The organism is Pseudomonas sp. BN515 (assembly GCF_029873155.1).
In the GTDB taxonomy this organism is placed as follows: Bacteria; Pseudomonadota; Gammaproteobacteria; order Pseudomonadales; family Pseudomonadaceae; genus Metapseudomonas.
Genome location: NZ_SSOH01000073.1, coordinates 22,079 through 45,296, shown reverse-complemented (window position 1 = coordinate 45,296; position 23,218 = coordinate 22,079). Strand labels below are relative to the sequence as shown.

The following is a 23,218-nucleotide window of genomic DNA, read 5'->3' as shown; positions in this document are numbered from 1 at the left end:
CGTGATCCCGAAGCCGGAAGTCGCCCCGAGCGCTTCCGGCTTTTTTGTTGGCGGACGGCTCCGTATACTCGCGGCTGGATAAATAGACAGTGTGCTGGCCTTGCGTCGGCCTGTGGAGTTGGCGGCTGCATGACCCTGATTCTTGGTATCGACCCCGGTTCACGTATCACCGGTTACGGTGTGGTTCGTGACACCGGGCGTGGCTGCGAGTACATCGCCTCGGGCTGCATCCGTACTGGCGCTGGCGCGTTGCATGAACGCCTGCAGATCGTCTTTCGCGGCGTCAGCGAAGTCATTCGCTCCTATGGGCCGGTGACCATGGGCATCGAGCAGGTATTCATGGCGCGTAACGCCGATTCCGCACTCAAGCTGGGTCAGGCCCGTGGTGCTGCCATAGTCGCGGCCGCCGAGGCTGGACTGGAAATCGCCGAATACACTGCCAGCCAGGTCAAGCAGGCTATCGCCGGTACCGGCGGTGCCGACAAGCAGCAGGTGCAGATGATGGTGATGCACCTGCTCAAGCTGGTGCAGAAACCTCAGATCGACGCCTCGGACGCGCTGGCAATCGCCCTGTGCCACGCGCACCACCGGCAGAGCCTTATTCCCCATGGACTGGCCACCGCCAAGCGGCGCGGCGGTCGTCTCCGTTTGTAATCAATTCAAAGGACGCTATTCGTGATTGGACGCCTGCGCGGCAACCTGGCGGAAAAGCAACCGCCGCACCTGATTCTCGACGTCAACGGTGTTGGCTATGAGCTGGAAGTGCCCATGACCACCCTCTATCGCCTTCCTTCGGTGGGTGAGCCGGTGACCCTGCACACCCACCTGGTGGTGCGCGAGGATGCTCATTTGCTCTATGGCTTCTTCGAGAAGCGTGAGCGCGAGCTGTTCCGGGAACTGATCCGCCTTAACGGCGTTGGTCCGAAACTGGCCCTGGCGCTGATGTCCGGCCTGGAAGTGGATGAGCTGGTGCGCTGCGTGCAAGCGCAGGACACCTCTACCCTGGTGAAGATTCCGGGCGTCGGCAAGAAGACCGCTGAGCGCCTGCTGGTAGAGCTCAAGGATCGCTTCAAGGCCTGGGAAAGCATGCCGGCCATCGCCACCCTGGTGGTCGAACCCCGGGTTGGCGTGGCAGTCTCCAGTGCGGAGAATGACGCCCTGGCCGCGCTGATCGCCCTCGGCTTCAAGCCTCAGGAAGCCAGCCGCGCGGTCTCCGCTATCAAGGAAGACGGGCTGTCCAGTGAAGAAATGATCCGCCGCGCCCTGAAAGGAATGGTGTAAGTCCGCATGATCGAAGCCGACCGCCTCATCACTGCCAGCAGTCGCGACCGCGACGAGCAGCTGGACCGAGCCATTCGCCCGTTGCGGCTGGCCGACTACATCGGCCAGCCGGTGGTGCGCGAGCAGATGGAGCTGTTCATCCAGGCTGCCAAGGGGCGTAGCGAGGCCCTCGACCATACCCTGATCTTCGGCCCGCCTGGTTTGGGCAAGACGACCTTGGCGAACATCATCGCCAGCGAGATGGGCGTGGCCATCAAGAGCACCTCCGGACCGGTACTGGAGCGACCCGGCGATCTCGCGGCGCTGCTGACCAACCTGGAAGCCGGCGACGTGCTCTTCGTCGACGAAATCCACCGCCTCTCACCCATCGTCGAAGAGGTGCTCTACCCGGCGATGGAGGACTTCCAACTCGACATCATGATCGGTGAAGGCCCTGCGGCCCGTTCGATCAAGCTGGACCTGCCACCCTTCACGCTGGTGGGTGCCACCACCCGCGCCGGCATGCTGACCAACCCGCTGCGCGACCGCTTCGGCATCGTCCAGCGCCTGGAGTTCTACAGCACCCAGGACCTCGCCACCATCGTTGCGCGTTCCGCCGGCATCCTTGGCCTGCATATCGAGCCGGAAGGCGCCTTCGAGATCGCGCGTCGTGCGCGAGGTACGCCCCGTATCGCCAACCGGCTGTTGCGCCGGGTGCGAGATTTCGCCGAGGTTCGTGGCGAAGGCCACATCACCCGCATCATCGCTGACAAGGCGTTGAACCTGCTGGACGTCGATGAACGTGGCTTCGACCACCAGGACAGGCGTCTACTGCTGACGATGATCGACAAGTTCGATGGCGGTCCGGTGGGGATCGACAACCTGGCGGCGGCGATCAGCGAAGAACGCCACACGATCGAAGATGTTCTTGAGCCCTACCTGATCCAGCAGGGCTACATCATGCGGACGCCGAGGGGGAGGGTGGTCACCCGTCATGCCTACTTACACTTCGGGCTGAACCTGCCCAAACGTATGGCGGACAATCCGACCGCCGATCTGTTCGGTTCGGGTGACGATTAGACGCTTCCGTGGTCGAAGCGCTCGGCAGGGATGCAGTCATGAAAAAACAGTTGCCTGGCCGGATTGGCAACCTTAGGAGTAAGCACTAGAGTATGCGCGCGCAAAATGGGGCCCAGCCGTTCCAGCATCGCTGTCGTGTCTATTACGAAGACACCGATGCCGGCGGAATCGTCTACTACGTCAATTACCTCAAGTTCATGGAGCGGGCTCGAACCGAGCGTCTGCGCAGTCTGGGCTTTGCCCAGTCCGAGCTGGCCGGGGAGAACCTGCTGTTCGTCGTGCATTCGGCCGAGGCGCGCTATGTGGCGCCTGCGAAGCTGGACGACGAGCTGAACGTCAGTGCCGAGGTAATGGAGTTGAACCGTGCGAGCCTGCGTTTTCGTCAACAGGTCAGGCGCGCTTCCGATGATGCACTGCTATGCGAAGGGCAATTCCTGATTGCCTGTGTACGTGCCGACAGTTTGAAACCCCGGGCGATTCCCGAAGCGCTGCGTGAAGCCTTCGCCGCCGACCCGGGTCTATTCCCAGCAGGAGATTAAGCGTGGAAGCCAACGTCGTCGACCATACCTCCATGTGGAGCCTGATCAGCAACGCCAGTATCGTGGTGCAGCTGGTCATGCTGACCCTGGTGGCCGCATCGGTCACCTCCTGGATCATGATTTTCCAGCGCAGCAACATGCTGCGTGCCGCCAAGAAGTCCCTGGAGACTTTCGAAGAGCGCTTCTGGTCCGGTATCGACCTGTCCAAGCTGTACCGCCAGGCGGGCAGCAACCCGGACCCCGACTGCGGTGTGGAGCAGATCTTCCGTGCCGGCTTCAAGGAGTTCTCCCGTCTGCGCCAGCAGGCCGGCGTCGACCCGGACGCGGTGATGGAAGGTGTTGCCCGTGCCATGCGCGTGGCCATCTCCCGTGAGGAAGAGAAGCTCGAACAGAGCCTGCCGTTCCTCGCCACTGTCGGTTCCACCAGCCCGTACATCGGCCTGTTCGGTACCGTGTGGGGCATCATGAACTCCTTCCGCGGCCTGGCCCAGGTACAGCAGGCGACCCTGGCCACTGTGGCCCCCGGCATCGCCGAGGCTCTGATCGCCACTGCGATTGGTCTGTTCGCTGCGATCCCGGCCGTTATCGCCTACAACCGCTTCGCCGCTCGCGGTGAAACCCTTGTTGGCCGCTACTACACCTTCGCCGACGAGTTCCAGGCCATCCTGCACCGCAAGGTGCACACCAGCGACGAGTAAGTCGCCGGAACCCTGACAGGAAAGGTTTCAAGCAATGGCCAGAATCCGCCAAAAACGCAAACCGGTCGCCGAGATGAACGTCGTGCCTTACATCGACGTCATGCTCGTGCTGCTGGTGATCTTCATGGTCACCGCGCCCATGCTCAACCAGGGCGTCAAGGTCGACCTGCCGAAGGTCTCCAGCGAGGCCCTGCCGCAGGACAACAATGCCCGCGTCCTGACTATCTCCATCAAGGCCGACAAGTCCTACTACTGGAACATGGGCGAAGAGGTGCAGACCGACCAGACCCGCAAGAGCGAAACCTCGGTTTCCCTCGATCAGTTGGTCCAGGCGGCCTCCGGCATCATGGCCGAGAACAGCCGCCAGGGTAAGACCGTGCAGGTCTTCGTCCGTGGTGACAAGACGGTCGACTACGGCGCCGTGATGGCTGTGATGGGCGGTCTGCAGAAGGCTGGCGTGGCCAACGTCGGGCTGATCACCGAGGCGCCCTGATGCAGCAGCAGAGCGAACGCTCCTCCTCGGAAAGCTACTTCTGGCCGACCATCTGGGCCGTGTCCCTGCATGCCCTGATGTTCGGCATGCTGTTCGTCAGCTTCGCCTTCACCCCGGAATTGCCGCCTTCCCGGCCGATCGTGCAGGCCACCCTGTACCAGCTCAAATCCCAGAGCCAGGCCACTACCCAGACCAACCAGAAGATCGCCGGCGAGAAGAAGCAGACCACTGCTCCTCAGTATGAAACCGAGCAGCTGGAACAGAAGAAGGCTGAGGAACAGAAGGTAGCGGCGGCAGCCAAGGCGGCGGAACAAAAGAAAGCCGAGGAGGCTCGAAAGGCCGACGAAGCGGTGAAGAAGGCCGAGGAAGCCAAGCAGGTAGCTGAAGCCAAGAAAGCTGAAGAGGCGAAAAAGGTCGAAGAGAAGAAACAGGCCGATTTCGCCAAGAAGAAAGCCGAAGAGGAAGCCAAGAAAAAGGCGGCCGAAGAGGCGAAGAAGAAAGCCGCTGAAGAGGCCAAGAAAAAGGCCGCGGAAGAGGCGAAGAAGAAAGCGACAGCTGAGGCGGCGAAGAAGAAGGCCGCGGAAGAGGCCAAGAAGAAGGCTGCTGCTGACGCTGCGAGGAAGAAATCGGCAGACGAAGCCAAGCGCAAGGCTGCCGAGGACAAGAAAGCTGCGGCCCTGGCCGAGCTGCTGTCCGAGGATGTGGGTCACCAGCAGGCCCTGGCTGACGAGGTCGGTGACCAGGTCGCAGGCAGTCTCGATGACCTGATCATCAAGCTGGTCAGCGAGCAGTGGCGCCGTCCGCCATCGGCACGTAACGGCATGAGCGTAGAGGTACTGATCGAGATGCTGCCTGACGGCACCATCACCAACGCCAGTGTCACCCGCTCCAGCGGCGATGCGCCCTTCGACAGCTCGGCCGTTAGCGCGGTCCGCAGCGTTGGCCGCATCCCCGAAATGCAACAATTGGACCGCGCTACCTTTGACCAGATGTACAGGCAGCGCCGCATCATCTTCAAACCGGAGGATTTAGGTCTGTGAAAACCCTGATTCGTATCGTCCTGATCGGAGTCGCCATGCTGGCTGGCTCCGTCCAGGCCGCCGACCCGCTGGTGATCACCAGCGGTACCGACCGGGCGACCCCGATCGCCGTGGTGCCCTTTGGCTGGCAGGGCGGCACCGTGCTGCCCACCGACATTTCCGAAGTGGTGGGTAATGACCTGCGCAACTCCGGTTACTTCGAGCCGATCCCGCGCCAGAACATGATCAGCCTGCCGACCCAGGCCAGCGAAGTTATCTTTCGCGACTGGAAGGCCCTGGGCGCCCAGTACGTGCTGGTAGGTAGCGTCGTTCCGGCCGGTGGCCGCCTGCAGGTGCAATTCGCCCTGTTCAACGTCACCACCGAGCAGCAGGTCATGGCTGGCAATGTCAGCGGCTCCACCGACCAGCTGCGTGACATGGCGCACTACATCGCCGACCAGTCGTTCGAGAAGCTCACCGGCGTCAAGGGTGCGTTCTCCACCCGCATGCTCTACGTGACCGCAGAGCGCTTCTCGGTGAACAACACCCGTTACACCCTGCAGCGTTCCGACTATGACGGCCAGCGCGCCGTGACCCTGCTGCAATCCCGCGAGCCGATCCTGTCGCCGCGCTACGCGCCGGATGGCCGTCGTATTGCCTATGTGTCCTTCGAGCAGAAGCGTCCGCGCATCTTCGTCCAGCACATCGACACCGGCCGCCGCGAGCAGATCACCAACTTCGAAGGCCTGAACGGCGCTCCGGCCTGGTCGCCGGAGGGCAATCGCCTGGCGTTCGTGCTGTCCCGCGATGGCAACCCGGAGATCTACGTGATGGACCTGGGCAGCCGCCAGTTGCGTCGTGTGACCAACAACATGGCGATCGACACCGAGCCGTTCTGGGGCGCTGATGGCCAGACCATTTATTTCACCTCGGATCGTGCTGGCAAGCCGCAGATCTACAAGGCCAACATCAACGGTGGCGAGCCGCAGCGCGTAACCTTCGTGGGTAACTACAACGCCAACCCGAAACTTTCGGCTGACGAGAAGATGCTGGTGATGATCCACCGTCAGGACGGCTTCACCAACTTCAAGGTGGCCGCCCAGGATCTGACCCGCTCGGGCAGTGCTCCGCGCATCCTTTCCGGCACCAGCCTGGACGACTCTCCCACTGTTGCGCCTAATGGCACCATGCTAATCTACGCAACTCGCCAGCAGGGGGGCGGCGTGCTGATGCTCGTGTCTACAAACGGGCGCGTACGAGTCCCGATTCCCACAGTTCAGGGCGACATTCGCGAACCGTCCTGGTCGCCATACCTGAACTGAAGCGGTCCTTAAAAAATACCTTTGCTAAACACACCTGGGGTTCATTAGGAGTTACATGATGGAAATGCTGAAATTCGGCAAATTTGCCGCTCTCGCTCTGGCTATGGCCGTAGCTGTTGGTTGCTCGTCCAAAGGCGGCGAAGGCACTGGCGAAGGCGCCGTTGACCCGAACGCTGGCTACAACGCCGGTGGTAGCGGTGTAGATGGCAGCATGAGCGAAGAAGCCGCTCTGCGCGCTATCACCACCTTCTACTTCGAGTACGACAGCTCCGACCTGAAGCCGGAAGCCATGCGCGCTCTGGACGTACACGCCAAAGACCTGAAAGCCAACGGCAACCGCGTTGTCCTGGAAGGCCACACTGACGAGCGTGGTACCCGTGAGTACAACATGGCTCTGGGCGAGCGTCGTGCCAAGGCCGTTCAGCGCTACCTGGTTCTGCAGGGCGTTTCCCCGGCTCAGGCCGAACTGGTTTCCTACGGCGAAGAGCGTCCGGTTGCCACTGGCAACGACGAGCAGTCCTGGGCGCAAAACCGCCGCGTAGAACTGCGTAAGTAATTCGCTATGCGCAAGCCCAGTCGTGCTCTGACTTTCCTGGCCCTCTCCGGTCTGCCGTTCGCGGCGCTGGCTGAGGTTCCCGTGGTGGACAATGACGCCGGTTACGGCGGTAGTTATCCGCCGGCCGGTTACGGTACGACTGGCGCTGCCTACGCCGGGACAGGGGCCCCCGCGGCCCCCGTCTCCGCGCAGGGCGAGCTGTTCATGCAGCTCCAACAGATGCAGGAAGAGATCACTCGCCTGCGTGGCATGCTCGAGGAGCAGCAGTACGAAATCCAGCGCCTGAAGCAGGAAAGCCTGGAGCGTTACCAGGACCTCGATCGTCGCCTTTCCGGTGGTGCCGCCGCTGGCGCACCGGTAGCCCCGAATTCCCCTGCCGCTGGCGCTCCCGCTGCCAACGGCGCCCCCGCCGCTCCCGCGCAGCAACCGGCTGCCAGCAGCGAGCCGGGTGACCCCGCGAAGGAAAAGCTCTACTACGACGCTGCCTTCGACCTGATCAAGCAGAAGGACTTCGACAAGGCCAGCCAGGCCTTCAACGCCTTCCTGCGCAAGTACCCCAACAGCCAGTACGCCGGCAACGCGCAGTACTGGCTGGGCGAAGTGAACCTCGCCAAGGGTGACCTGCAAGGAGCCAGCCAGGCCTTTGCCCGTGTCGGCCAGGCCTACCCGCAGCACCCGAAGGTGCCGGACTCCCTGTACAAGCTGGCGGATGTCGAGCAGCGCCTGGGCAATACCGACAAGGCCAAGACCATCCTCCAGCAGGTCATCAGCCAGTTCCCGGGCAGCTCGGCCGCCCAACTGGCCCAGCGCGACCTGCAGCGTCTGCCCTGATCCCGGACCACCGATTCACGAAAACCCGCGCCAGTCGCGGGTTTTTTCGTTAGAATCGCCGACCTCCAATCTTCAATCCCGCAACGGAGGCGGATGGCCTGTTTAGCCGTCACGCCCGTGGCTGATATGCATCAAACCCTGCGAATTACCGAGATTTTCTACTCGTTGCAGGGGGAAACACGTACCGCCGGCCTGCCGACGGTCTTCGTGCGCCTGACCGGCTGCCCCCTGCGTTGTCAGTACTGCGACACCGCCTATGCCTTCAGTGGCGGTGAGCTCATGACGCTGGACGCCATCCTCGAACGCGTCGCTGGCTACAAGCCCCGCTACATCTGCGTCACCGGTGGTGAACCGCTGGCCCAGCCCAATTGCATCCCGCTGCTGCAGCGTCTGTGCGATGCCGGCTACGAGGTGTCCATCGAGACCAGCGGCGCCCTTGACGTGTCCGCGGTGGATCCGCGAGTGAGCAAGGTGGTCGACCTCAAGACCCCGGGCTCCGCCGAAGTCGGCCGCAACCGCTACGAGAACATTGCCCACCTGACGGCCAACGATCAGGTGAAGTTCGTCATCTGCTCCCGTGAGGACTATGACTGGGCTGTGTCCAAGCTGATCGAATACCGCCTGGATCAGCGTGCGGGTGAGGTGCTGTTCTCGCCCAGCCACAAGGAAGTCAGCGCCCGCGACCTGGCCGACTGGATCGTGGCCGACAACCTGCCCGTGCGCCTGCAACTGCAACTGCACAAGATCCTCTGGAACGACGAGCCAGGTCACTGATCCGGCACGATTTCACCTTGCCTGCCTGCGCATGGCGTGCGCGACAGGCTGATTTCGAGGGATATCCCATGAGCGAGAAGAAAGCGGTCATCCTGTTGTCCGGTGGCCTGGACTCGGCCACCGTGGTCGCCCTGGCCCGTGCCGAGGGCTACGCCTGCTACACCATGAGTTTCGATTACGGCCAGCGCCATCGCGCCGAGCTGCAGGCGGCGGAGCGTGTTGCCCGCCAACTGGGTGTGGTGGAGCACAAGGTGATCGGACTCAACCTCAACGGCATTGGTGGTTCGGCACTGACCGACACCTCCATCGACGTTCCCGAGAGCCCGACCGAAGGCATCCCGGTCACCTATGTGCCAGCGCGCAACACGGTGTTCCTGTCGCTGGCCCTGGGCTGGGCTGAGGTGCTCGGTGCGCGCGACATCTTCATCGGCGTCAACGCGGTGGATTACTCCGGCTACCCGGATTGCCGCCCTGAGTTCGTCGAGGCCTTCGAACGTATGGCCAACCTGGCCACCAAGGCTGGTGTTGAAGGGGACGGATTCCGCATCCAGGCGCCGCTGCAGAACCTGAGCAAGGCCGAGATTGTCCAGGCAGGCATCCGCCACGGCGTCGATTACGGCCTCACTGTTTCCTGCTATCAGGCGGATGACGAGGGACGTGCCTGCGGCAAATGCGACAGCTGCCGTCTGCGTGCAGCGGGCTTCGTTGCAGCTGGCGTCGAGGACCCAACTCGCTATCAGTAAAATTTTTTCACAGAGGTGTTGAATTCCTGAATAAAATCAGTATCATGCGCCTCGCGTTGGGTCGTTAGCTCAGTCGGTAGAGCAGTTGGCTTTTAACCAATTGGTCGTAGGTTCGAATCCTACACGACCCACCAAATTTGCAAGATCGAAAAGCCCACCTGGAATCAGGTGGGCTTTTTTGTTTCTACCGCCCTGGCATCGCCTGCGGTATTGCCTTCAAGCGTCGAGCGGCATGGTGATGGTCAGCGTCGTTCCGCCGCCCGGGGTGCTGGAAATACCAATTTCCCCGCCCAGCATGCCGATGCGTTCCTTCATGCCAGCCAGCCCGTAGGAATCCGCCTTGCGGCATTCCGGCATGCCGATGCCGTTGTCCCCGATGCGTAGCTGCAACCACTGATCGCCCTGTTTCAGCTCAACCTGTACCTGAGTTGCCTGTGCGTGCCGGGTGACGTTGGACAGCGCTTCCTGAACGATCCGGAATAGCGTGGTGGCCCGCTTGTCGTCCTGATCCGCGTGATAGTCGTCGCCCTGGACCTGCAGGGTGCAGGCGATGCCGGTGCGCTGGCGGAATTCTTCGAGCTGCCATTCGATGGCCGCTTGCAGACCCAGGTCGAGCACGGGTGGGCGCAGGTCATTGATGATCGCGCGCACGCTACGGATGGCGGTGTCGATGTGATTCATCGCGTCGCTGATCCTCTCCCTCAGATCCTCGGGCAGTATTTCCCCACGCTCCTGCAGCAAGGAAACATCCATCCGCAAGGCCAGGAGGCTCTGCCCTAGCTGGTCGTGCACCTCGCGAGCAATACGCTTGCGCTCTTCCTCCCTGATCTGCTCCTCGTAGTTGGCGAGGTCGCGCAATTGCCCCTTCGAATTGAGGAGTTCCTCAGCCTGCAGCGCCAGCTTGCGTTGCAGGTAGAAGAGATCGACGAATACACGGACCTTAGCGCGCAGCACTTCGGGCAGGATCGGCGAGAAGATGAAATCCACCGCCCCGGAGCCATAGCCGCGAATTCGCTCGGCATCCGAACCGACCTCCGCCGTGATGATGATGATGGGGGTGTGCGCCGATTTCGGCCGGCCATGGATGAGGCTCGCAGTCTCGAATCCATCCATCCCCGGCATCCGCGCATCCAGCAGGATGACGGCGAAATCACGTTGCAGCAGCAGGCGCAGGGCTTCGCGTCCCGAGGTGGCAGTGCTGATTTCCAGGCCCAGGTCCGCCACCACGGCCGCGAGTGCCGTGAGCTTGGCCGGGTTGTCATCCACCAACAGGATGGATGCCGGCACTCCGTCAGGTGGTGTCAGTTGGCGACGCTGGGCTCCCTCCCGGAATACGGGTGTTTCTCGCTGGTCGGTTCCCATGTCGGTTACCTGTGCTTACCTGTGGCTCGCAGGGTTTCAGCGATAGAGCCATTTGCGTATCAAAGACAGGAGCTGCTCGGTATTCACCGGTTTGCTCACGTAGTCCGACGCGCCGGCGTCGATGCACTTCTCCCGGTCGCCTTTCATCGCCTTGGCGGTCAGCGCAATCATGGGCAAAGCCTCGAACTGCTTATATCGACGTATCTGGCGCATGGTCTCGAAGCCATCCATCTCCGGCATCATGATGTCCATCAGCACGATGTCGATGTCCGGGTGCTGCTGCAGGCATTCAATGGCTGCACGACCGTTTTCCGCCGACATCACCTGCATATGATTGGACTCGAGCACGCTGGTCAGGGCGAAGATGTTTCGCACGTCGTCATCCACCACCAGGGCCTTGCGGCCCTCCAGGTTCTCCGAGGCCTTGTGCAACCGTTCCAGCACCCTGCGCTGTGGCTCGTGCAGACCGGAGGCTGCCCGGTGCAGGAACAGGGTCGCTTCATCGAGCATGCGCTCCAGCGACCGGACTTCCTTTATCACGCCACGATTGATTACTGCGCCCAGTCGCTTGCGCTCGGCTCGGCTGAGGGACTCTCCGCCGAAGACAATGATCGGCAGGTCACGAGTCGTGTCCTTCTCCAGCAATGCTTCGAGCAATTCGATCCCTTGGGCGCCGCTGGACTCCAGACCCACCACCACGCAGTCGAAGCGTTTCCGTGCCAGCCGCTTCAGAGCGTCCTCACCAACCCCCGCTTCCAACTGCACATTGCCGTCGCCGAGCAGTTCGAGAATGCGTGCGCGCTGGCCCTCGTCACTCTCGATAATCAGCAGGCTCCTGCCCTTGCGCTGGGAGTGTTTCACCAGTGCGGCGAGCGCCTGCCTGGCGTCGCTCTCCGACAGGGGTTTGACCTGGTAGCTAAAGGCGCCCAGGCGCCGGCCTTGTACCCGCTTGTCCTCGTTGGCGACGACCAGCACCGGAATGTGCCGGGTCGCGAGCTGGAGCTTGATCTGTTCGAGTACCAGCCAGCCGTCGATGTCGGGGACATCCAGGTCGAGGACGATGGCCGCCGGAGCGAAGCGCTCGATCAGTTCCATCGCGTCGGCGCCGCGCGGGCTGACCACGCCCTTGAAGCCCTGTTGGCGAGCGGTGGTGAGCCAGGTGGCGATGAGGAGCGCATCCGCGCCGAGAATCAGCAACACGCGGTCCCCGGGTTCTACGGACTCACGGTCATCGGTCGTCTGGGGCGCCTGGACCGGTTGCGGCGGTGGTGCCACGGAATCGGTGGTGTCCAGCGGCGCTTCGGGGAACTGCCGGCTCACCTCATGGGCCCGTACCGGAACGAACAGGGCAAAGCTGCTGCCCTTGCCGGTTTCGCTGTGGAGCAGCTTCAGCTCGCCGCCCAGCAGTCGTGCCAGTTCACGGCTGATCGACAGGCCGAGGCCCGTGCCGCCGTATTTGCGCGACGTGCCGGTATCGGCCTGCTGGAAGGCTTCGAAAATGATGCCCTGCTTGTCGGCGGAGATGCCGATGCCTGAGTCGGTGACCACGAACGCTACCGCCGAGCCCGCTTCATTCAGTTCGGCATGGTCCTCGCTCCAGCCGGAGATGGCGGGAGCGATGCTGAGGCTGACGCCTCCGCTATCGGTGAACTTGAAGGCATTGGACAGCAGGTTCTTGATCACCTGCAGCAGGCGCTTGTTGTCGGTCCAGATTCGGGAGGGCAGGGTGGGTGCCAGATCGATGGAGAAGGTCAGGCCGCGACTCTCCGCAACAGGGCGGAAGGTGCGTTCGAGCTGATGGTGCAGGTCGGAGAACAGGGTTTCGTCGAGCTCCAGGGTGACGGTGCCGGACTCGATCTTGGACAGGTAGAGAATCTCGTCGATCAGTTCCAAGAGATCCTTGCCCGCGCCGTGGATGGTCCGGGCGTATTCCACCTGCTTGTGCGTCAAGTTGCGTTCGGTGTTTTCGCTCAACTGCTGGGCCAGGATCAGCAGGCTGTTCAGGGGCGTCCGCAGCTCGTGGGACATGCTGGAGAGGAATTCGGACTTGTACCTGGACGTCCGCATCAGCTGCTCGGCTTTTTCCTCCAGCGACAGCTTGGTGGTCTCCACTTCGCGGTTCTTGCTCTCGACTTCGGCCTTTTGTTCTTCCAGCAGGCGCGCTTTGTATTCCAGCTCTTCGTTGGTCTGTTTCAGCTCTTCCTGCTGGCTTCGCAGCTCCTTGGCCAGCGACTGCGATTGGGCCAGCAGTTGCTCGGTGCGCATGTTGGCTTCGATGGTGTTGAGGACGATGCCGATGGATTCGGCGAGTTGTTCGAGGAAGTGCTGGTGAATGGTGCTGTAGGCGGTGAGCGAGGCCATTTCGACCACGGCCTTCACCTTGTCCTCGAAGAGAATCGGCAGCACGACAATGTTCCGCGGTGCGGCCGCGCCCAGGCCGGAGGAAATGGCCACGTAGCTGCTGGGAACCTCCGTCAGCAGAATCCGCCGTTTCTCGTAGGCGCACTGTCCCACCAGGCCTTCGCCGAGGCGCCATTCGTCGTTGACGTTGATGTTTTCCTTGAAGGCGTAGGTGGACAGTAGCTTGAGCTTTGGCGCCTCGGGCGGGGCCTCGGTCATCATGTAGAAGACGCCGTGCTGGGCCTCGATCAGCGGCGCCAGCTCGGACAGCACCAGGCTGGCGACGGCGTACAGATCGCGCTGGCCCTGGAGCAGGCGGGTGAATTTCGCCAGGTTCGCCTTCAGCCAGACCTGTTCCGCATTCTGCCGCGTGGTCTCGCGCAGGTTGCGGATCATCTCGTTGACGTTGTCCTTCAGCTCCGCCACTTCGCCCTTGGCTTCCACCTGCACTTCGCGGGTCAGATCGCCCTTGGTCACGGCGGTGGCCACGTCGGCGATGGCGCGCACCTGGCTGGTCAGGTTGGCGGCCAGTCCGTTGACGTTATCGGTGAGGTCGCGCCAAGTGCCGGAGGCGCCGGGCACGTTGGCCTGGCCCCCCAGCTTGCCCTCGACGCCCACTTCCCGTGCCACCGACGTGACCTGCTCGGAGAACAGCGCCAGGGTGTCGGTCATGTCGTTGATGGTGTCGGCCAGCTCGGCGATCTCGCCCTTGGCCTCCAGGGTGAGCTTCTTCTTCATGTCGCCGTTGGCCACCGCAGTCACTACCTTGGCGATGCCGCGCACCTGGTTGGTCAGGTTGGCGGCCATGAAATTCACGTTCTGGGTCAGGTCCTTCCAGGTTCCCGATACCCCGACCACCTGCGCCTGGCCGCCGAGCTTGCCCTCGCTGCCCACCTCGCGGGCCACCCGCGTCACCTCGTCGGCGAGGTTGGAGAGCTGGTCGACCATGGTGTTGATGGTGTTTTTCAGCTCGACGATCTCGCCCTTGGCTTCCACGCTGATCTTGCGGCCGAGATCGCCCTTGGCCACGGCCGTGGTCACGTCGGCGATGTTGCGTACCTGGTTGGTGAGGTTGGCGGCCATGCTGTTCACCGAGTCGGTGAGGGCCTTCCAGGTGCCGCCGACGCCCGTCACGGTGGCCTGGCCGCCCAGCTTGCCGTCGGTGCCCACTTCGCGGGCCACCCGCGTCACTTCGTCGGCGAAGGTGGAGAGCTGGTCGATCATGGTGTTGACGGTGTTCTTCAGTTCGAGGATCTCGCCCTTGGCTTCCACCGTGATCTTCTTGCCGAGGTCGCCCCGTGCCACGGCCGTGGTTACATCGGCGATGTTGCGCACCTGGTTGGTGAGGTTGGCGGCCATTCGGTTGACCGAGTCGGTCAGGTCGCTCCAGGTGCCGGAAACGCCCGGGACCTTGGCCTGACCACCGAGGATGCCTTCGGTGCCGACTTCACGCGCGACGCGAGTCACCTCGGCGGTGAAAGCGCCGAGGCGCGTCACCATGGTATTCACGGTCTCCGCCGATTTGAGGAACTGCCCTTTCAACTTCTGGCCGTCGAACTCCGTGGGCATCCGCTGGCGCAGGTCGCCGTCAGCCACCGAACCGATGACGCGGGTCATCTCGCTCATGGGGCTGATCAGGTCATTGGTGAGGGCATTGCTCGACTCGGCGATGGTGCGCCAGGAACCCCTGAGCATCGGCAGCTGGACGCGCTCGTGGACCTTGCCCTGCTTGCCCACCAGCCGTGCCACGCGTTCGAGCTCGCCGACGGTGTCGGCGGCCACGTCGATGATCTCGTTGAGCGTGTCGGCGACCTTGCCTGGCGTCCCTGTCCAGTCGTCCGGCATGCGCACCCTGAAATCGCCCTTGCGAAATGCCCTGAGGGTCGCGAGCAAGGTCGCCAGGTCCAGTGTTTCGGGTGGCGTCTCTCTAGCCATGGTCTGCTCCGCCAGGATCGATGTCGGACATGAATCCTTCTCCCGGAGCGTTTCGCGTCGGCAGGATGCGCTGGCGCCAGGGTGGAGCTGCCCCGGACTGGAACTCACCCGGGACGGTGCCCGTGTGCGCATCCTGAAAATATAGCTGCCGGGTAGGCTGGGCGCGGGGAGGGGCGTTTCCGCCGCCCGGCGGTGCTGCTTGCCGGGTACCGGCCGCAGGGATAGTGTGAAATGTCGGTAAAGCTGAATGTGCAGGGCAGAGCCTGCCTAGAGGCGTCAGATGAATGACCGCAGAACCAGGGTCCTCCTGGTGGACGACCACAGCATTGTGCGCAGCGGCGTGCGGCGCATGCTGGAGACTGCCGGCGAGATCGACGTCACCGGTGAAGCGGAATCCGCCCAGGAAGCGATGCGGCTGGTCCAGGCCCAGGAGTTCGATGTCGCAGTGGTGGACATCAGCCTGCCCGACAAAAGCGGCCTGCATCTGTTGCGCATGATGCGTACCGAGAAGCCCGGCATGGCGGTGCTGATGCTCAGCATGCACTCGATCGAGGCCTACGCCCTGCGCGCCATCAAGCAGGGCGCCTCGGGCTACCTCACCAAGGACATCTCGGCGTCCACCCTGGTCGATGCCGTGCGCAAGGCATCCCAGGGCGGCAAGCACGTCACCCCGGAACTGGCGGAAAAGCTCCTCAACGCCATTGGCAGCGGTGGCGCAGCCCCCCACGAATCCCTGTCGGACCGCGAGCTTGAAGTGCTGAAGCTGCTCGCATCGGGAGAGCGGATCGTCCGTATCGCCGAACTCCTGCACCTGAGCCCGAGCACCGTCACGACCTACCGCGCGCGCATCCTGGAAAAGACCGGGTTGGACAGCAACGCCAAGCTGGCGCGCTATGCCCTCGAGAATGGCCTGCTGACCTAAGGCTCAAACCTGGTCTTTCCCTTCAAGCGCAACGTCCTGTAGTCGAACCCCTACACGCCATTGGCCGATTCCACGACATCAGGTACGCGCTAACGACGATACCTGCATTTGTGCGGCTCCCGCATAGTTGCCCCCATTGCCGAATCCCATGACTGGTGGGGGTACATACCTTCGCCAGCAACCTTGAACAATTGATTCGGAATTACCGACACCGAAAGTGCCGGGTTCGTCCTCAGTCGCGCTGATACATGCGCCCGTGAAACTGTTCGGCACCAGGGTAGGGCCAGATGTGGGACGTCCAGCCTGGAACGAGTGCCGCAACTATGTCCAATGAACGAGCAAGCTGGAGGACGAACAATGGGTTACTGGCTGTGTGCCTTGCTGTGGGGTTTGGTGCTTTTGGAGGAAGTCCAGTGCATTCCAAGCCGGGAGTGGAAAGCCGACGGCATGAGCAAGGTGCTCCTGCTAAGGCGAACCAGGACCAGCAGCACCTATCTGCTTGCTCTGGTGGCGGGCGCACTGTGCTTGTCTGTCGAGTTTTCACTGATGCTGGGAAACCAGAGCGACTTTGACTTCGACCAGTTGGTCGCTCTGGCGAGTGTGATTTTTGGAGGGTATCTGGCCATGGTTTGCATGAAGGGACAGCGATAGGCCTGTTGTTTTGCAAGGCGGCCGCGCCCGGGGGAGCCCGGAACTGGTCGAGTTTCAGTTGGTGTTGATGTTGGGACTTCGGGAGTCCATGGGACTAAGCCAGCGCGGAGCGCGCCCGGTCAGGTGAAAGGAGTGGTACAGGCGTAGCTGGTCCAAGCCTGCCTTGTAGAGGCGGGCTTTTTATTGCCTGTTTTCAGGGCTGGAAAACAGCCAAATGCGAAGGAGAAATGTTACCAGGGAAGGGGACGGACGGTGATTGTCAGGGTTGTCCCGGAGCCGCCAAATCTGCGTTATGATCCGCGCCCCCGCTCCCGCTGGCGTCCGAGCCAGAAGGGGCAGGTGTACAATGTCTTTGCGCCACGCGCTCGCAGGTTCAGCTCCCATGACACAGCTTTCCGAACGCTTTCTGGTCCAGGCCCACCTTGCCGCCAAGCAGCCCAAACAGCTGACGGCCGAGGAGGAGGCACATTACCGTGCCGCCATTGCCGCCGAGCTGAAGGCGCGCGATGCCGTGCTGGTCGCCCATTACTACTGCGATCCGGTGATCCAGGCGCTGGCCGAGGAAACCGGAGGCTGCGTATCCGACTCCCTGGAAATGGCCCGTTTCGGCAACCAGCATTCGGCGCAGACCGTGGTCGTGGCCGGCGTGCGTTTCATGGGTGAGACCGCGAAGATCCTCAATCCGGAAAAACGCGTCCTGATGCCCACCCTGGAAGCCACCTGCTCCCTGGACCTGGGTTGCCCGGTCGATGAGTTCTCCGCGTTCTGCGACCAGCATCCCGAGCGCACTGTGGTTGTCTACGCAAACACCTCGGCGGCCGTGAAGGCCCGCGCCGACTGGGTGGTGACCTCCAGCTGCGCCCTGGAAATCGTCGAGAGCCTGATGGACAACGGCGAAACCATCATCTGGGCGCCGGACCAGCATCTGGGCCGCTACATCCAGCGTGAAACTGGCGCCGACATGCTGCTCTGGGACGGTGCCTGCATCGTGCACGAGGAGTTCAAGGCCAAGCAGCTGGAAGACATGAAGGCCCTGTACCCGGATGCCGCGGTACTGGTGCACCCGGAATCCCCCGAGGCGGTGATCGAACTGGCCGATGCGGTCGGTTCCACCAGTCAGTTGATCAAGGCCGCGCAGACCCTGCCGAACAAGACCTTCATCGTCGCCACCGACCGCGGCATCTTCTACAAGATGCAGCAGCTGTGCCCGGACAAGCAGTTCATCGAGGCACCCACCGCCGGCAACGGCGCGGCCTGCCGCAGTTGCGCCCATTGCCCGTGGATGGCGATGAACACTCTGGAGCGCACCTTGCAGTGCCTGCGTGAAGGCACCAACGAGATCTTCGTCGAACCGGCGCTGATCCCGCGGGCGGTGAAGCCGCTCAAACGCATGCTGGACTTCACCCAGGCCGCGCGCCTCAAGCAGGCCGGCAACGCCTGATTCCCGCCCAGAAAAAAGCCCGGACCAGTCCGGGCTTTTTCGTTTTCGGGGGCCTGATCAGCGCATCATCTGCTTGACCATCTGCTGCTCCTGGATCAGCTCCTGCTGGCGGGCGTCGATGCGTGCAGCTAGCGGGAAGTTGCTGCCGGCACGACGCTTGGCGAAGCCTAGCTGCTCGATCGCCTGGTCGAATTCGCCCACCAGGGCGAAGTATTCGGCGCGAGCCTGGTGCAGGCCGATGGTGTTGCCGGCCAGACCGCGGACTTCGGCCACCTGGTACCAGACATCCGGGTCGTTCGGTCGGCTCTTGAGCAGCCCGTCGAGCACCTTCTCGGCGTCTTTTGGCTTGCTCTGCTTGAGCAGCAGGTCGCTGCGCATCTGCTTCAGCGGGTAGTTGTTGGGGTATTGGGCGAGCAGGCGGTCGACGCGCTGCTGGGCTTCGGCCAGACGGTTGGCGGTGATGTCCAGATCCACCTGGCCCAGGTTGTACACAATCTCGTTCGGGGCCTTGGCCAGCAGAGGCGCCAGGTTATCCCGCGCCTGATTGAGCTGGCCGCCCTTGATCTGGGCGATGGCCAGACCATAGCGGGCCGCATCCAGTTTCGGGTCTTCGTCGAGCATCGCGCGGAAGCGCTTGGCGGCTATCCCCGGGGTTTCTTCGAACATCAGCTGCACGCGGGCGCGCATCAGCTGGTAGCGCAGGCTGTTCTCGACACCTCCGGGCGGCAATTGCTCGGCGCGGTTGCGGGTGTCGGCGATACGGTTCTCGGTCACCGGGTGGGTGAGGAGGAACTCTGGCGGCTTGGCGTCGTAGCGGTACTGACGCATCAGGCGCTCGAACATGCGAGGCATGGCGCGCGGGTCGTAGCCGGCCTTTTCCAGGTTGAGCAGACCGATTCGGTCGGCTTCCTGTTCGTTCTGCCGGGAGAAACGGCGCTGTTCCTGGATGGCCGCGGCCTGGGTGCCCAGGATTGCGGCCATGCCGGCATCCCCGGCACCGGCTGCGGCGGCGACGATACCCGCCAGCATTGCCGCCATCACCGGCACTTGCATGCGCTGCTGGGCCTCGACGCCACGGGCGAAGTGGCGTTGGGACAAGTGCGCCAGTTCGTGGGCCAGTACCGAAGCGTATTCGGCTTCGGTGGGTGCGTAGAGGAAGAGGCCGCCGTTGACGCCGATGATTCCGCCCGGTGCGGCGAATGCGTTCAACTGGGGGCTGTTGAGCAGGACGAATTCCAGGCGCCGGTCCTGCAGCTGGCTGGTCTCGGCCAGGCGATAGACGCTGGATTCCACGTAGTCCTTGAGCTGCGGGTCGTCGAGTTGCGGCACCTGGCCGCGCAGCAGACTCAGCCAGGCGCGGCCGAGTTGGTGTTCCTGTTCCGGGGAAACGATGGAAGAGCTGGAGTCCCCAAGCGAAGGCAGGTCGTCAGCCATGACGGGTGTAGCGAGGAAGCAGGCAAGCGTCAGCAGAGTAGGGCGCAGAAGATTCATGCACTGGGCTCGTTGGCGGCAAAGGCCTAAATGTAGCCTCCAGCAGCGCCGGCTGGCCAGCGGCGCTCTGCCTTCGGTATCCTAACCGTCCGCTCAAGTATTACCGCCCCGCGACCTTCCCGAGCGAGCCGCCAGGCACCTTTCCCGGAGAACCACCATGACTGACATCGCCAGTCGAGCCGAAGCCTTCGACGTCGAGCTGGATGCCAGCGGCCTCAATTGCCCCTTGCCGCTGCTCAAGGCCAAGCTCGAACTCAACCGGCTGCCCAGCGGCGCGGTGCTCAAGGTGATCGCCACCGATGCCGGCTCCCAGCGGGATTTCCGTGCCTTTGCACAACTGGCCGGGCACCAGTTGCTGCGAGAAGAGGTCGAAGACGGCGTATTCCGCTACTGGCTGCGAAAAGCCTGACAAAGGGCCCCCCACGGCGGGCCATCCAAGGAACTCTGATGCTCAAGGTGCTTCGCGACTGGGTCCAGCGCTACTTCTCGGATGAAGAAGCCGTGGTGCTGGCCGTGGTGCTGGTTCTCGGCTTCACCGCAGTCCTCACCCTCGGCAACATGCTCGCGCCGGTGCTGGCGGGAATGGTGCTGGCCTTCCTCATGCAGGGAGTGGTCAACCTGCTGGAGCGCCTGCGGCTGCCGCAGACCTTCGCGGTCTGGATCGTATTCACCCTCTTCATCAGCGCCCTGGCGCTGATCCTCGGCGTCCTGGTGCCGCTGCTCTGGCAGCAGGTCAGCACTCTGCTCCAGGAACTGCCGGGCATGCTCGCTGAATGGCAGTCGCTGCTGCTGCTCCTGCCCGAGCGCTACCCCCATGTCGTGACCGACGAGCAGGTGCTGAGGGCTATCGAAGTCACGCGCAACGAAGTGGCCAAGTTTGTCCAGTGGGCGCTGACCTTCTCCCTCTCCAGCCTGCCGCTGCTGGTCAACATCATGATCTACCTCGTGCTGGTGCCGATCCTGGTGTTCTTCTTCCTCAAGGACCGGGAGCTGATCGGGCGCTGGTTCAGTGGCTACCTGCCCAGCGAGCGCGGATTGATGACCCAGGTCTGGGAAGAGGTGAACATCCAGATCGCCAACTACATCCGCGGCAAGGTGATCGAAATCGTCATCTGCGGCGGGGTCACCTACGTGGCGTTCGTCTGGCTGGGGCTCAACTACGCAGCGCTGCTGGCCCTGCTGGTGGGGCTTTCGGTGGTGGTGCCTTATATCGGCGCTGTGGTGGTGACGGTGCCGGTGGCGCTGATCGCGCTGTTCCAGTGGGGCTGGAGCGACCAGTTCATCTACCTGATGGTGGTCTACACCGTGATCCAGACCCTGGACGGCAATGTGCTGGTGCCGCTGCTGTTCTCCGAGGCGGTGAACCTGCACCCAGTGGCGATCATCTGCGCCGTGCTGCTGTTCGGCGGGCTCTGGGGCTTCTGGGGTGTGTTCTTCGCCATTCCGCTGGCCACCCTGTTCAAGGCCGTACTGGACGCCTGGCCCCGCGCAGGCCCCGGGAATGTGGCCGCAGGGGGATAACCGGGACGATCGGGCTGTACCTATCCACAGCCCAATAAAAAGGCCGCAATCGCGGCCTTTTTCATTTGGGGGCTATCAGCCCTTGTTCAGCGCCTGGGCGGCGGCGAGCACCGCATCCACGTGGCCTGGGACTTTCACACCGCGCCATTCCTGGCGTAGCACACCGTCGGTGCCGATCAGGAAGGTGCTGCGGTCAACACCCATGTATTCCTTGCCGTAGAGCTTCTTCAGCTTGATCACGTCGAACAGCTGGCAGAGGGATTCGTCCTTGTCGGAGATCAGCTCGAAGGGGAACTCCTGCTTGCACTTGAAGTTCTCGTGGGACTTCATGCCATCGCGGGAGACGCCGAAGATCAGGGTGTTCGCCGCCAGGAAGGCCTGGTGCTGGTCGCGGAAGCCCTGGCCTTCGGTGGTGCAGCCGGGGGTGCTGTCCTTCGGATAGAAATACAGCACGACCTGCTTGCCCTTGAGGGCCGACAGGCTGACTTCCACGCCACTGGTGGCCTGGGCGGTGAAATCGGCGACGGGCTGGTTCAGGGAAACGGCCATGTTTCGGGGCTCCTCAGGGGTGTTGCGGACGCCAGGGCTCGATCAGGGCGTCCAGGTTCAGGGCGTCGGCGAAGTCCAGGAACTGGTCGCGCAGCCAACTGATCTGGGTGCCCGCGGGCAGGGTCACGGTGATGGTGGCATTAAGCATGGTGCTGCCGGTCTGCGGCGCCTGATAGGTATCGCAGGTGAGGTTTTCCAGTTCGACGCGGTGGTCGATGAAAAACTGGCACAGCTCGTTGAGGATGTCCGGGCGATAGGCGGCGCTGACGTAGGCCACGTAGGGCAGGGCCTGGGGGCGAATCTCCATGGCGTGGCTGCGGGTCATGTTGGCGGTGAAGCCATGGCGCTTGGAAAGGGCCGACACGCCCGACTCCAGGCGCGCCAGGCCATCCCAGCTGCCAGAGATCTGCAGCACCAGGGCACTGAATTCGCCGTGGCGGGTCAGGCGGCTGCTGACCACGGCGCAGCGGTTTTCCTGGCTGGCTCGGCACAGCACGTTGGTCAGCTCCATCGGGTTGCGGCCCAGGGCACTGATCAAGAGGAATTGTTCGCGGGGCGGGGTGGTGGACATGCAGCATTCCTAAAACGAGGGGAGGGCGGCCGGGGCCGCGCTGTTCAAACGGGGAAGGTTAGCGAAAAGCGCCGCCGAGGGAAATGCCGTAACCGCCTGACGGCGCTTGCGTTCACCTTGTGCAAGGCCAGAGCCGACAGTACCATTACGGCTCTCTTTTTCCGGCAGGAGCGGTTGCATGATTGCGGGCAGTATGGTGGCACTGGTTACGCCCATGGATGCGCAGGGTCAATTGGACTGGGACAGCCTTTCCAAGCTCGTTGACTTCCATCTTCAAGAGGGCACCAACGCCATAGTCGCCGTCGGCACCACGGGCGAATCCGCCACGCTGGATGTCACCGAGCATGTCGAAGTGATCCGCCGAGTGGTCGACCAGGTCAATGGCCGCATCCCGGTGATCGCCGGTACCGGTGGCAATTCCACTCGTGAGTCCGTCGAACTCACCGCTGCCGCCAAGCAAGTCGGTGCCGATGCCTGCCTGCTGGTGACCCCGTACTACAACAAGCCGACCCAGGAAGGCCTGTACCAGCACTTCCGCCACATCGCCGAATCCGTGGCCATCCCGCAGATCCTCTACAACGTACCGGGCCGCACCGTGTGCGACATGCTGCCGGAAACCGTCGAGCGCCTGTCGAAGATCAGCAACATCATCGGTATCAAGGAAGCCACCGGCGACCTGCAGCGCGGCCAGGAAGTACTGAACCGCGTCAGCAAGGATTTCCTCGTCTACTCCGGTGACGACGCCACTGCCGTCGAGCTGATGCTGATGGGCGGCAAGGGCAACATCTCGGTAACCGCCAACGTCGCTCCGCGCGCCATGGCCGATCTCTGCGCCGCCGCCATGCGTGGCGAGGCCGAAGCCGCCCGCGCCATCAACGACAAGCTGATGCCGCTGCACAAGGCGCTGTTCATCGAGTCCAACCCGATCCCCGTGAAGTTCGCCCTGCACGAAATGGGTCTGATCCCGGACGGCATCCGCCTGCCGCTGACCTGGCTCAGCCCGCGTTGCCACGAGCCTCTGCGTCAAGCCATGCGCCAGACCGGCGTACTGGCCTAATTC

General features: G+C 62.9%; 23 protein-coding genes and 1 tRNA gene. 19 read left to right on the top strand and 5 right to left on the bottom strand.

Features of this window, described 5'->3' with window-relative positions; all coding sequences use genetic code 11:
* The first annotated feature begins 129 nt into the window (after positions 1 to 129).
* The 13 genes from ruvC (at position 130) to E8E91_RS19195 (ending at position 9,449) form a co-directional block, all read left to right on the top strand.
* Positions 130 to 654, top strand: a complete 525-nt coding sequence (gene ruvC / locus E8E91_RS19255) for a crossover junction endodeoxyribonuclease RuvC (RefSeq protein ID WP_280377885.1) — start codon at positions 130 to 132, stop codon at positions 652 to 654.
* A gap of 21 nt (positions 655 to 675) precedes the next feature.
* Positions 676 to 1,281 (top strand): Holliday junction branch migration protein RuvA, encoded by a 606-nt coding sequence (gene ruvA, locus E8E91_RS19250; protein WP_151136196.1) that lies wholly within the window; start codon positions 676 to 678, stop codon positions 1,279 to 1,281.
* Positions 1,282 to 1,287: 6 nt separating this feature from the next.
* Positions 1,288 to 2,340, top strand: a complete 1,053-nt coding sequence (gene ruvB, locus E8E91_RS19245) for a Holliday junction branch migration DNA helicase RuvB (RefSeq protein WP_280377882.1) — start codon at positions 1,288 to 1,290, stop codon at positions 2,338 to 2,340.
* A gap of 92 nt (positions 2,341 to 2,432) precedes the next feature.
* Positions 2,433 to 2,879, top strand: coding sequence for a tol-pal system-associated acyl-CoA thioesterase (gene ybgC / locus E8E91_RS19240; RefSeq protein ID WP_271472139.1), 447 nt, complete (start codon positions 2,433 to 2,435; stop codon positions 2,877 to 2,879).
* A gap of 2 nt (positions 2,880 to 2,881) precedes the next feature.
* Complete coding sequence (gene tolQ, locus E8E91_RS19235) at positions 2,882 to 3,577, top strand: protein TolQ (protein WP_190831225.1); 696 nt, start codon at positions 2,882 to 2,884, stop codon at positions 3,575 to 3,577.
* Positions 3,578 to 3,611: 34 nt separating this feature from the next.
* Positions 3,612 to 4,070, top strand: coding sequence for a protein TolR (gene tolR, locus E8E91_RS19230; RefSeq protein ID WP_151136188.1), 459 nt, complete (start codon positions 3,612 to 3,614; stop codon positions 4,068 to 4,070).
* Complete coding sequence (gene tolA, locus E8E91_RS19225) at positions 4,070 to 5,110, top strand: cell envelope integrity protein TolA (RefSeq protein WP_280377879.1); 1,041 nt, start codon at positions 4,070 to 4,072, stop codon at positions 5,108 to 5,110. Before tolR ends, tolA begins: the two co-directional genes overlap by 1 nt.
* Complete coding sequence (gene tolB, locus E8E91_RS19220; protein ID WP_280368384.1) at positions 5,107 to 6,411, top strand: Tol-Pal system beta propeller repeat protein TolB; 1,305 nt, start codon at positions 5,107 to 5,109, stop codon at positions 6,409 to 6,411. Before tolA ends, tolB begins: the two co-directional genes overlap by 4 nt.
* 58 nt (positions 6,412 to 6,469) lie before the next feature.
* Positions 6,470 to 6,967, top strand: a complete 498-nt coding sequence (gene pal / locus E8E91_RS19215; protein ID WP_028627602.1) for a peptidoglycan-associated lipoprotein Pal — start codon at positions 6,470 to 6,472, stop codon at positions 6,965 to 6,967.
* Between the two features lie 6 nt (positions 6,968 to 6,973).
* The gene (gene ybgF / locus E8E91_RS19210) at positions 6,974 to 7,798 is read left to right on the top strand and encodes a tol-pal system protein YbgF (RefSeq protein WP_280377878.1); all 825 of its coding nucleotides are present in this window, start codon (positions 6,974 to 6,976) and stop codon (positions 7,796 to 7,798) included.
* A 126-nt stretch (positions 7,799 to 7,924) separates the two neighbouring features.
* Positions 7,925 to 8,572 carry a 7-carboxy-7-deazaguanine synthase QueE gene (gene queE, locus E8E91_RS19205; protein WP_280377875.1) on the top strand — a complete coding sequence of 216 codons (648 nt, stop codon included), beginning with the start codon at positions 7,925 to 7,927 and terminating at the stop codon, positions 8,570 to 8,572.
* A gap of 68 nt (positions 8,573 to 8,640) precedes the next feature.
* Positions 8,641 to 9,315, top strand: a complete 675-nt coding sequence (gene queC / locus E8E91_RS19200) for a 7-cyano-7-deazaguanine synthase QueC (RefSeq protein WP_280368391.1) — start codon at positions 8,641 to 8,643, stop codon at positions 9,313 to 9,315.
* A gap of 58 nt (positions 9,316 to 9,373) precedes the next feature.
* Positions 9,374 to 9,449 (top strand) — tRNA-Lys (locus E8E91_RS19195).
* Between the two features lie 82 nt (positions 9,450 to 9,531).
* Here E8E91_RS19195 and E8E91_RS19190 read toward each other — a convergent pair.
* The gene (locus tag E8E91_RS19190; protein ID WP_280377873.1) at positions 9,532 to 10,677 is read right to left on the bottom strand and encodes a response regulator; all 1,146 of its coding nucleotides are present in this window, start codon (positions 10,675 to 10,677) and stop codon (positions 9,532 to 9,534) included.
* A gap of 36 nt (positions 10,678 to 10,713) precedes the next feature.
* Complete coding sequence (locus tag E8E91_RS19185) at positions 10,714 to 15,012, bottom strand: response regulator (RefSeq protein ID WP_280377871.1); 4,299 nt, start codon at positions 15,010 to 15,012, stop codon at positions 10,714 to 10,716.
* 280 nt (positions 15,013 to 15,292) lie between these two features.
* Here E8E91_RS19185 and E8E91_RS19180 point away from each other — a divergent pair, with 280 nt between their 5' ends.
* The 3 genes from E8E91_RS19180 (at position 15,293) to nadA (ending at position 18,026) form a co-directional block, all read left to right on the top strand.
* Positions 15,293 to 15,934, top strand: a complete 642-nt coding sequence (locus E8E91_RS19180) for a response regulator transcription factor (RefSeq protein WP_280368397.1) — start codon at positions 15,293 to 15,295, stop codon at positions 15,932 to 15,934.
* A 357-nt stretch (positions 15,935 to 16,291) separates the two neighbouring features.
* Positions 16,292 to 16,585: a hypothetical protein gene (locus E8E91_RS19175; RefSeq protein ID WP_280377868.1), complete on the top strand. Its 294-nt coding sequence runs from the start codon at positions 16,292 to 16,294 to the stop codon at positions 16,583 to 16,585.
* A gap of 382 nt (positions 16,586 to 16,967) precedes the next feature.
* A complete protein-coding gene (gene nadA / locus E8E91_RS19170) occupies positions 16,968 to 18,026 on the top strand; it encodes a quinolinate synthase NadA (protein ID WP_151136168.1) in 1,059 nt (352 codons plus the stop codon).
* A gap of 57 nt (positions 18,027 to 18,083) precedes the next feature.
* On the opposite strand, the gene E8E91_RS19165 is transcribed toward nadA, so the two are convergent.
* Positions 18,084 to 19,517: a M48 family metalloprotease gene (locus E8E91_RS19165; protein ID WP_280377865.1), complete on the bottom strand. Its 1,434-nt coding sequence runs from the start codon at positions 19,515 to 19,517 to the stop codon at positions 18,084 to 18,086.
* Between the two features lie 157 nt (positions 19,518 to 19,674).
* On the opposite strand from E8E91_RS19165, the gene E8E91_RS19160 reads away from it, so the two are divergent.
* Positions 19,675 to 19,926: a sulfurtransferase TusA family protein gene (locus tag E8E91_RS19160; protein WP_280377862.1), complete on the top strand. Its 252-nt coding sequence runs from the start codon at positions 19,675 to 19,677 to the stop codon at positions 19,924 to 19,926.
* Between the two features lie 38 nt (positions 19,927 to 19,964).
* A complete protein-coding gene (locus tag E8E91_RS19155; protein WP_280377859.1) occupies positions 19,965 to 21,038 on the top strand; it encodes an AI-2E family transporter in 1,074 nt (357 codons plus the stop codon).
* 75 nt (positions 21,039 to 21,113) lie between these two features.
* Here the strand turns inward: E8E91_RS19155 and E8E91_RS19150 are convergent, their stop codons facing one another.
* The gene (locus E8E91_RS19150) at positions 21,114 to 21,587 is read right to left on the bottom strand and encodes a peroxiredoxin (RefSeq protein ID WP_280377856.1); all 474 of its coding nucleotides are present in this window, start codon (positions 21,585 to 21,587) and stop codon (positions 21,114 to 21,116) included.
* A gap of 13 nt (positions 21,588 to 21,600) precedes the next feature.
* A complete protein-coding gene (locus E8E91_RS19145) occupies positions 21,601 to 22,158 on the bottom strand; it encodes a glycine cleavage system protein R (protein ID WP_151136158.1) in 558 nt (185 codons plus the stop codon).
* Between the two features lie 178 nt (positions 22,159 to 22,336).
* On the opposite strand from E8E91_RS19145, the gene dapA reads away from it, so the two are divergent.
* Positions 22,337 to 23,215, top strand: a complete 879-nt coding sequence (dapA, locus tag E8E91_RS19140; protein ID WP_190831253.1) for a 4-hydroxy-tetrahydrodipicolinate synthase — start codon at positions 22,337 to 22,339, stop codon at positions 23,213 to 23,215.
* Positions 23,216 to 23,218: the final 3 nt, after the last annotated feature.

Bases quoted from the DNA above. Each gene is read 5' to 3' on its own strand.
- ruvC (WP_280377885.1), top strand. From the start codon at position 130: ATGACCCTGATTCTTGGTATCGACCCCGGTTCACGTATCACCGGTTAC.
- ruvB (WP_280377882.1), top strand. From the start codon at position 1,288: ATGATCGAAGCCGACCGCCTCATCACTGCCAGCAGTCGCGACCGCGAC.
- ybgC (WP_271472139.1), top strand. From the start codon at position 2,433: ATGCGCGCGCAAAATGGGGCCCAGCCGTTCCAGCATCGCTGTCGTGTC.
- tolR (WP_151136188.1), top strand. From the start codon at position 3,612: ATGGCCAGAATCCGCCAAAAACGCAAACCGGTCGCCGAGATGAACGTC.
- tolA (WP_280377879.1), top strand. From the start codon at position 4,070: ATGCAGCAGCAGAGCGAACGCTCCTCCTCGGAAAGCTACTTCTGGCCG.
- pal (WP_028627602.1), top strand. From the start codon at position 6,470: ATGGAAATGCTGAAATTCGGCAAATTTGCCGCTCTCGCTCTGGCTATG.
- ybgF (WP_280377878.1), top strand. From the start codon at position 6,974: ATGCGCAAGCCCAGTCGTGCTCTGACTTTCCTGGCCCTCTCCGGTCTG.
- queE (WP_280377875.1), top strand. From the start codon at position 7,925: ATGCATCAAACCCTGCGAATTACCGAGATTTTCTACTCGTTGCAGGGG.
- queC (WP_280368391.1), top strand. From the start codon at position 8,641: ATGAGCGAGAAGAAAGCGGTCATCCTGTTGTCCGGTGGCCTGGACTCG.
- E8E91_RS19190 (WP_280377873.1), bottom strand. From the start codon at position 10,677: ATGGGAACCGACCAGCGAGAAACACCCGTATTCCGGGAGGGAGCCCAG.
- E8E91_RS19185 (WP_280377871.1), bottom strand. From the start codon at position 15,012: ATGGCTAGAGAGACGCCACCCGAAACACTGGACCTGGCGACCTTGCTC.
- E8E91_RS19180 (WP_280368397.1), top strand. From the start codon at position 15,293: ATGAATGACCGCAGAACCAGGGTCCTCCTGGTGGACGACCACAGCATT.
- E8E91_RS19175 (WP_280377868.1), top strand. From the start codon at position 16,292: ATGGGTTACTGGCTGTGTGCCTTGCTGTGGGGTTTGGTGCTTTTGGAG.
- nadA (WP_151136168.1), top strand. From the start codon at position 16,968: ATGACACAGCTTTCCGAACGCTTTCTGGTCCAGGCCCACCTTGCCGCC.
- E8E91_RS19165 (WP_280377865.1), bottom strand. From the start codon at position 19,517: ATGAATCTTCTGCGCCCTACTCTGCTGACGCTTGCCTGCTTCCTCGCT.
- E8E91_RS19160 (WP_280377862.1), top strand. From the start codon at position 19,675: ATGACTGACATCGCCAGTCGAGCCGAAGCCTTCGACGTCGAGCTGGAT.
- E8E91_RS19155 (WP_280377859.1), top strand. From the start codon at position 19,965: ATGCTCAAGGTGCTTCGCGACTGGGTCCAGCGCTACTTCTCGGATGAA.
- E8E91_RS19150 (WP_280377856.1), bottom strand. From the start codon at position 21,587: ATGGCCGTTTCCCTGAACCAGCCCGTCGCCGATTTCACCGCCCAGGCC.
- E8E91_RS19145 (WP_151136158.1), bottom strand. From the start codon at position 22,158: ATGTCCACCACCCCGCCCCGCGAACAATTCCTCTTGATCAGTGCCCTG.
- dapA (WP_190831253.1), top strand. From the start codon at position 22,337: ATGATTGCGGGCAGTATGGTGGCACTGGTTACGCCCATGGATGCGCAG.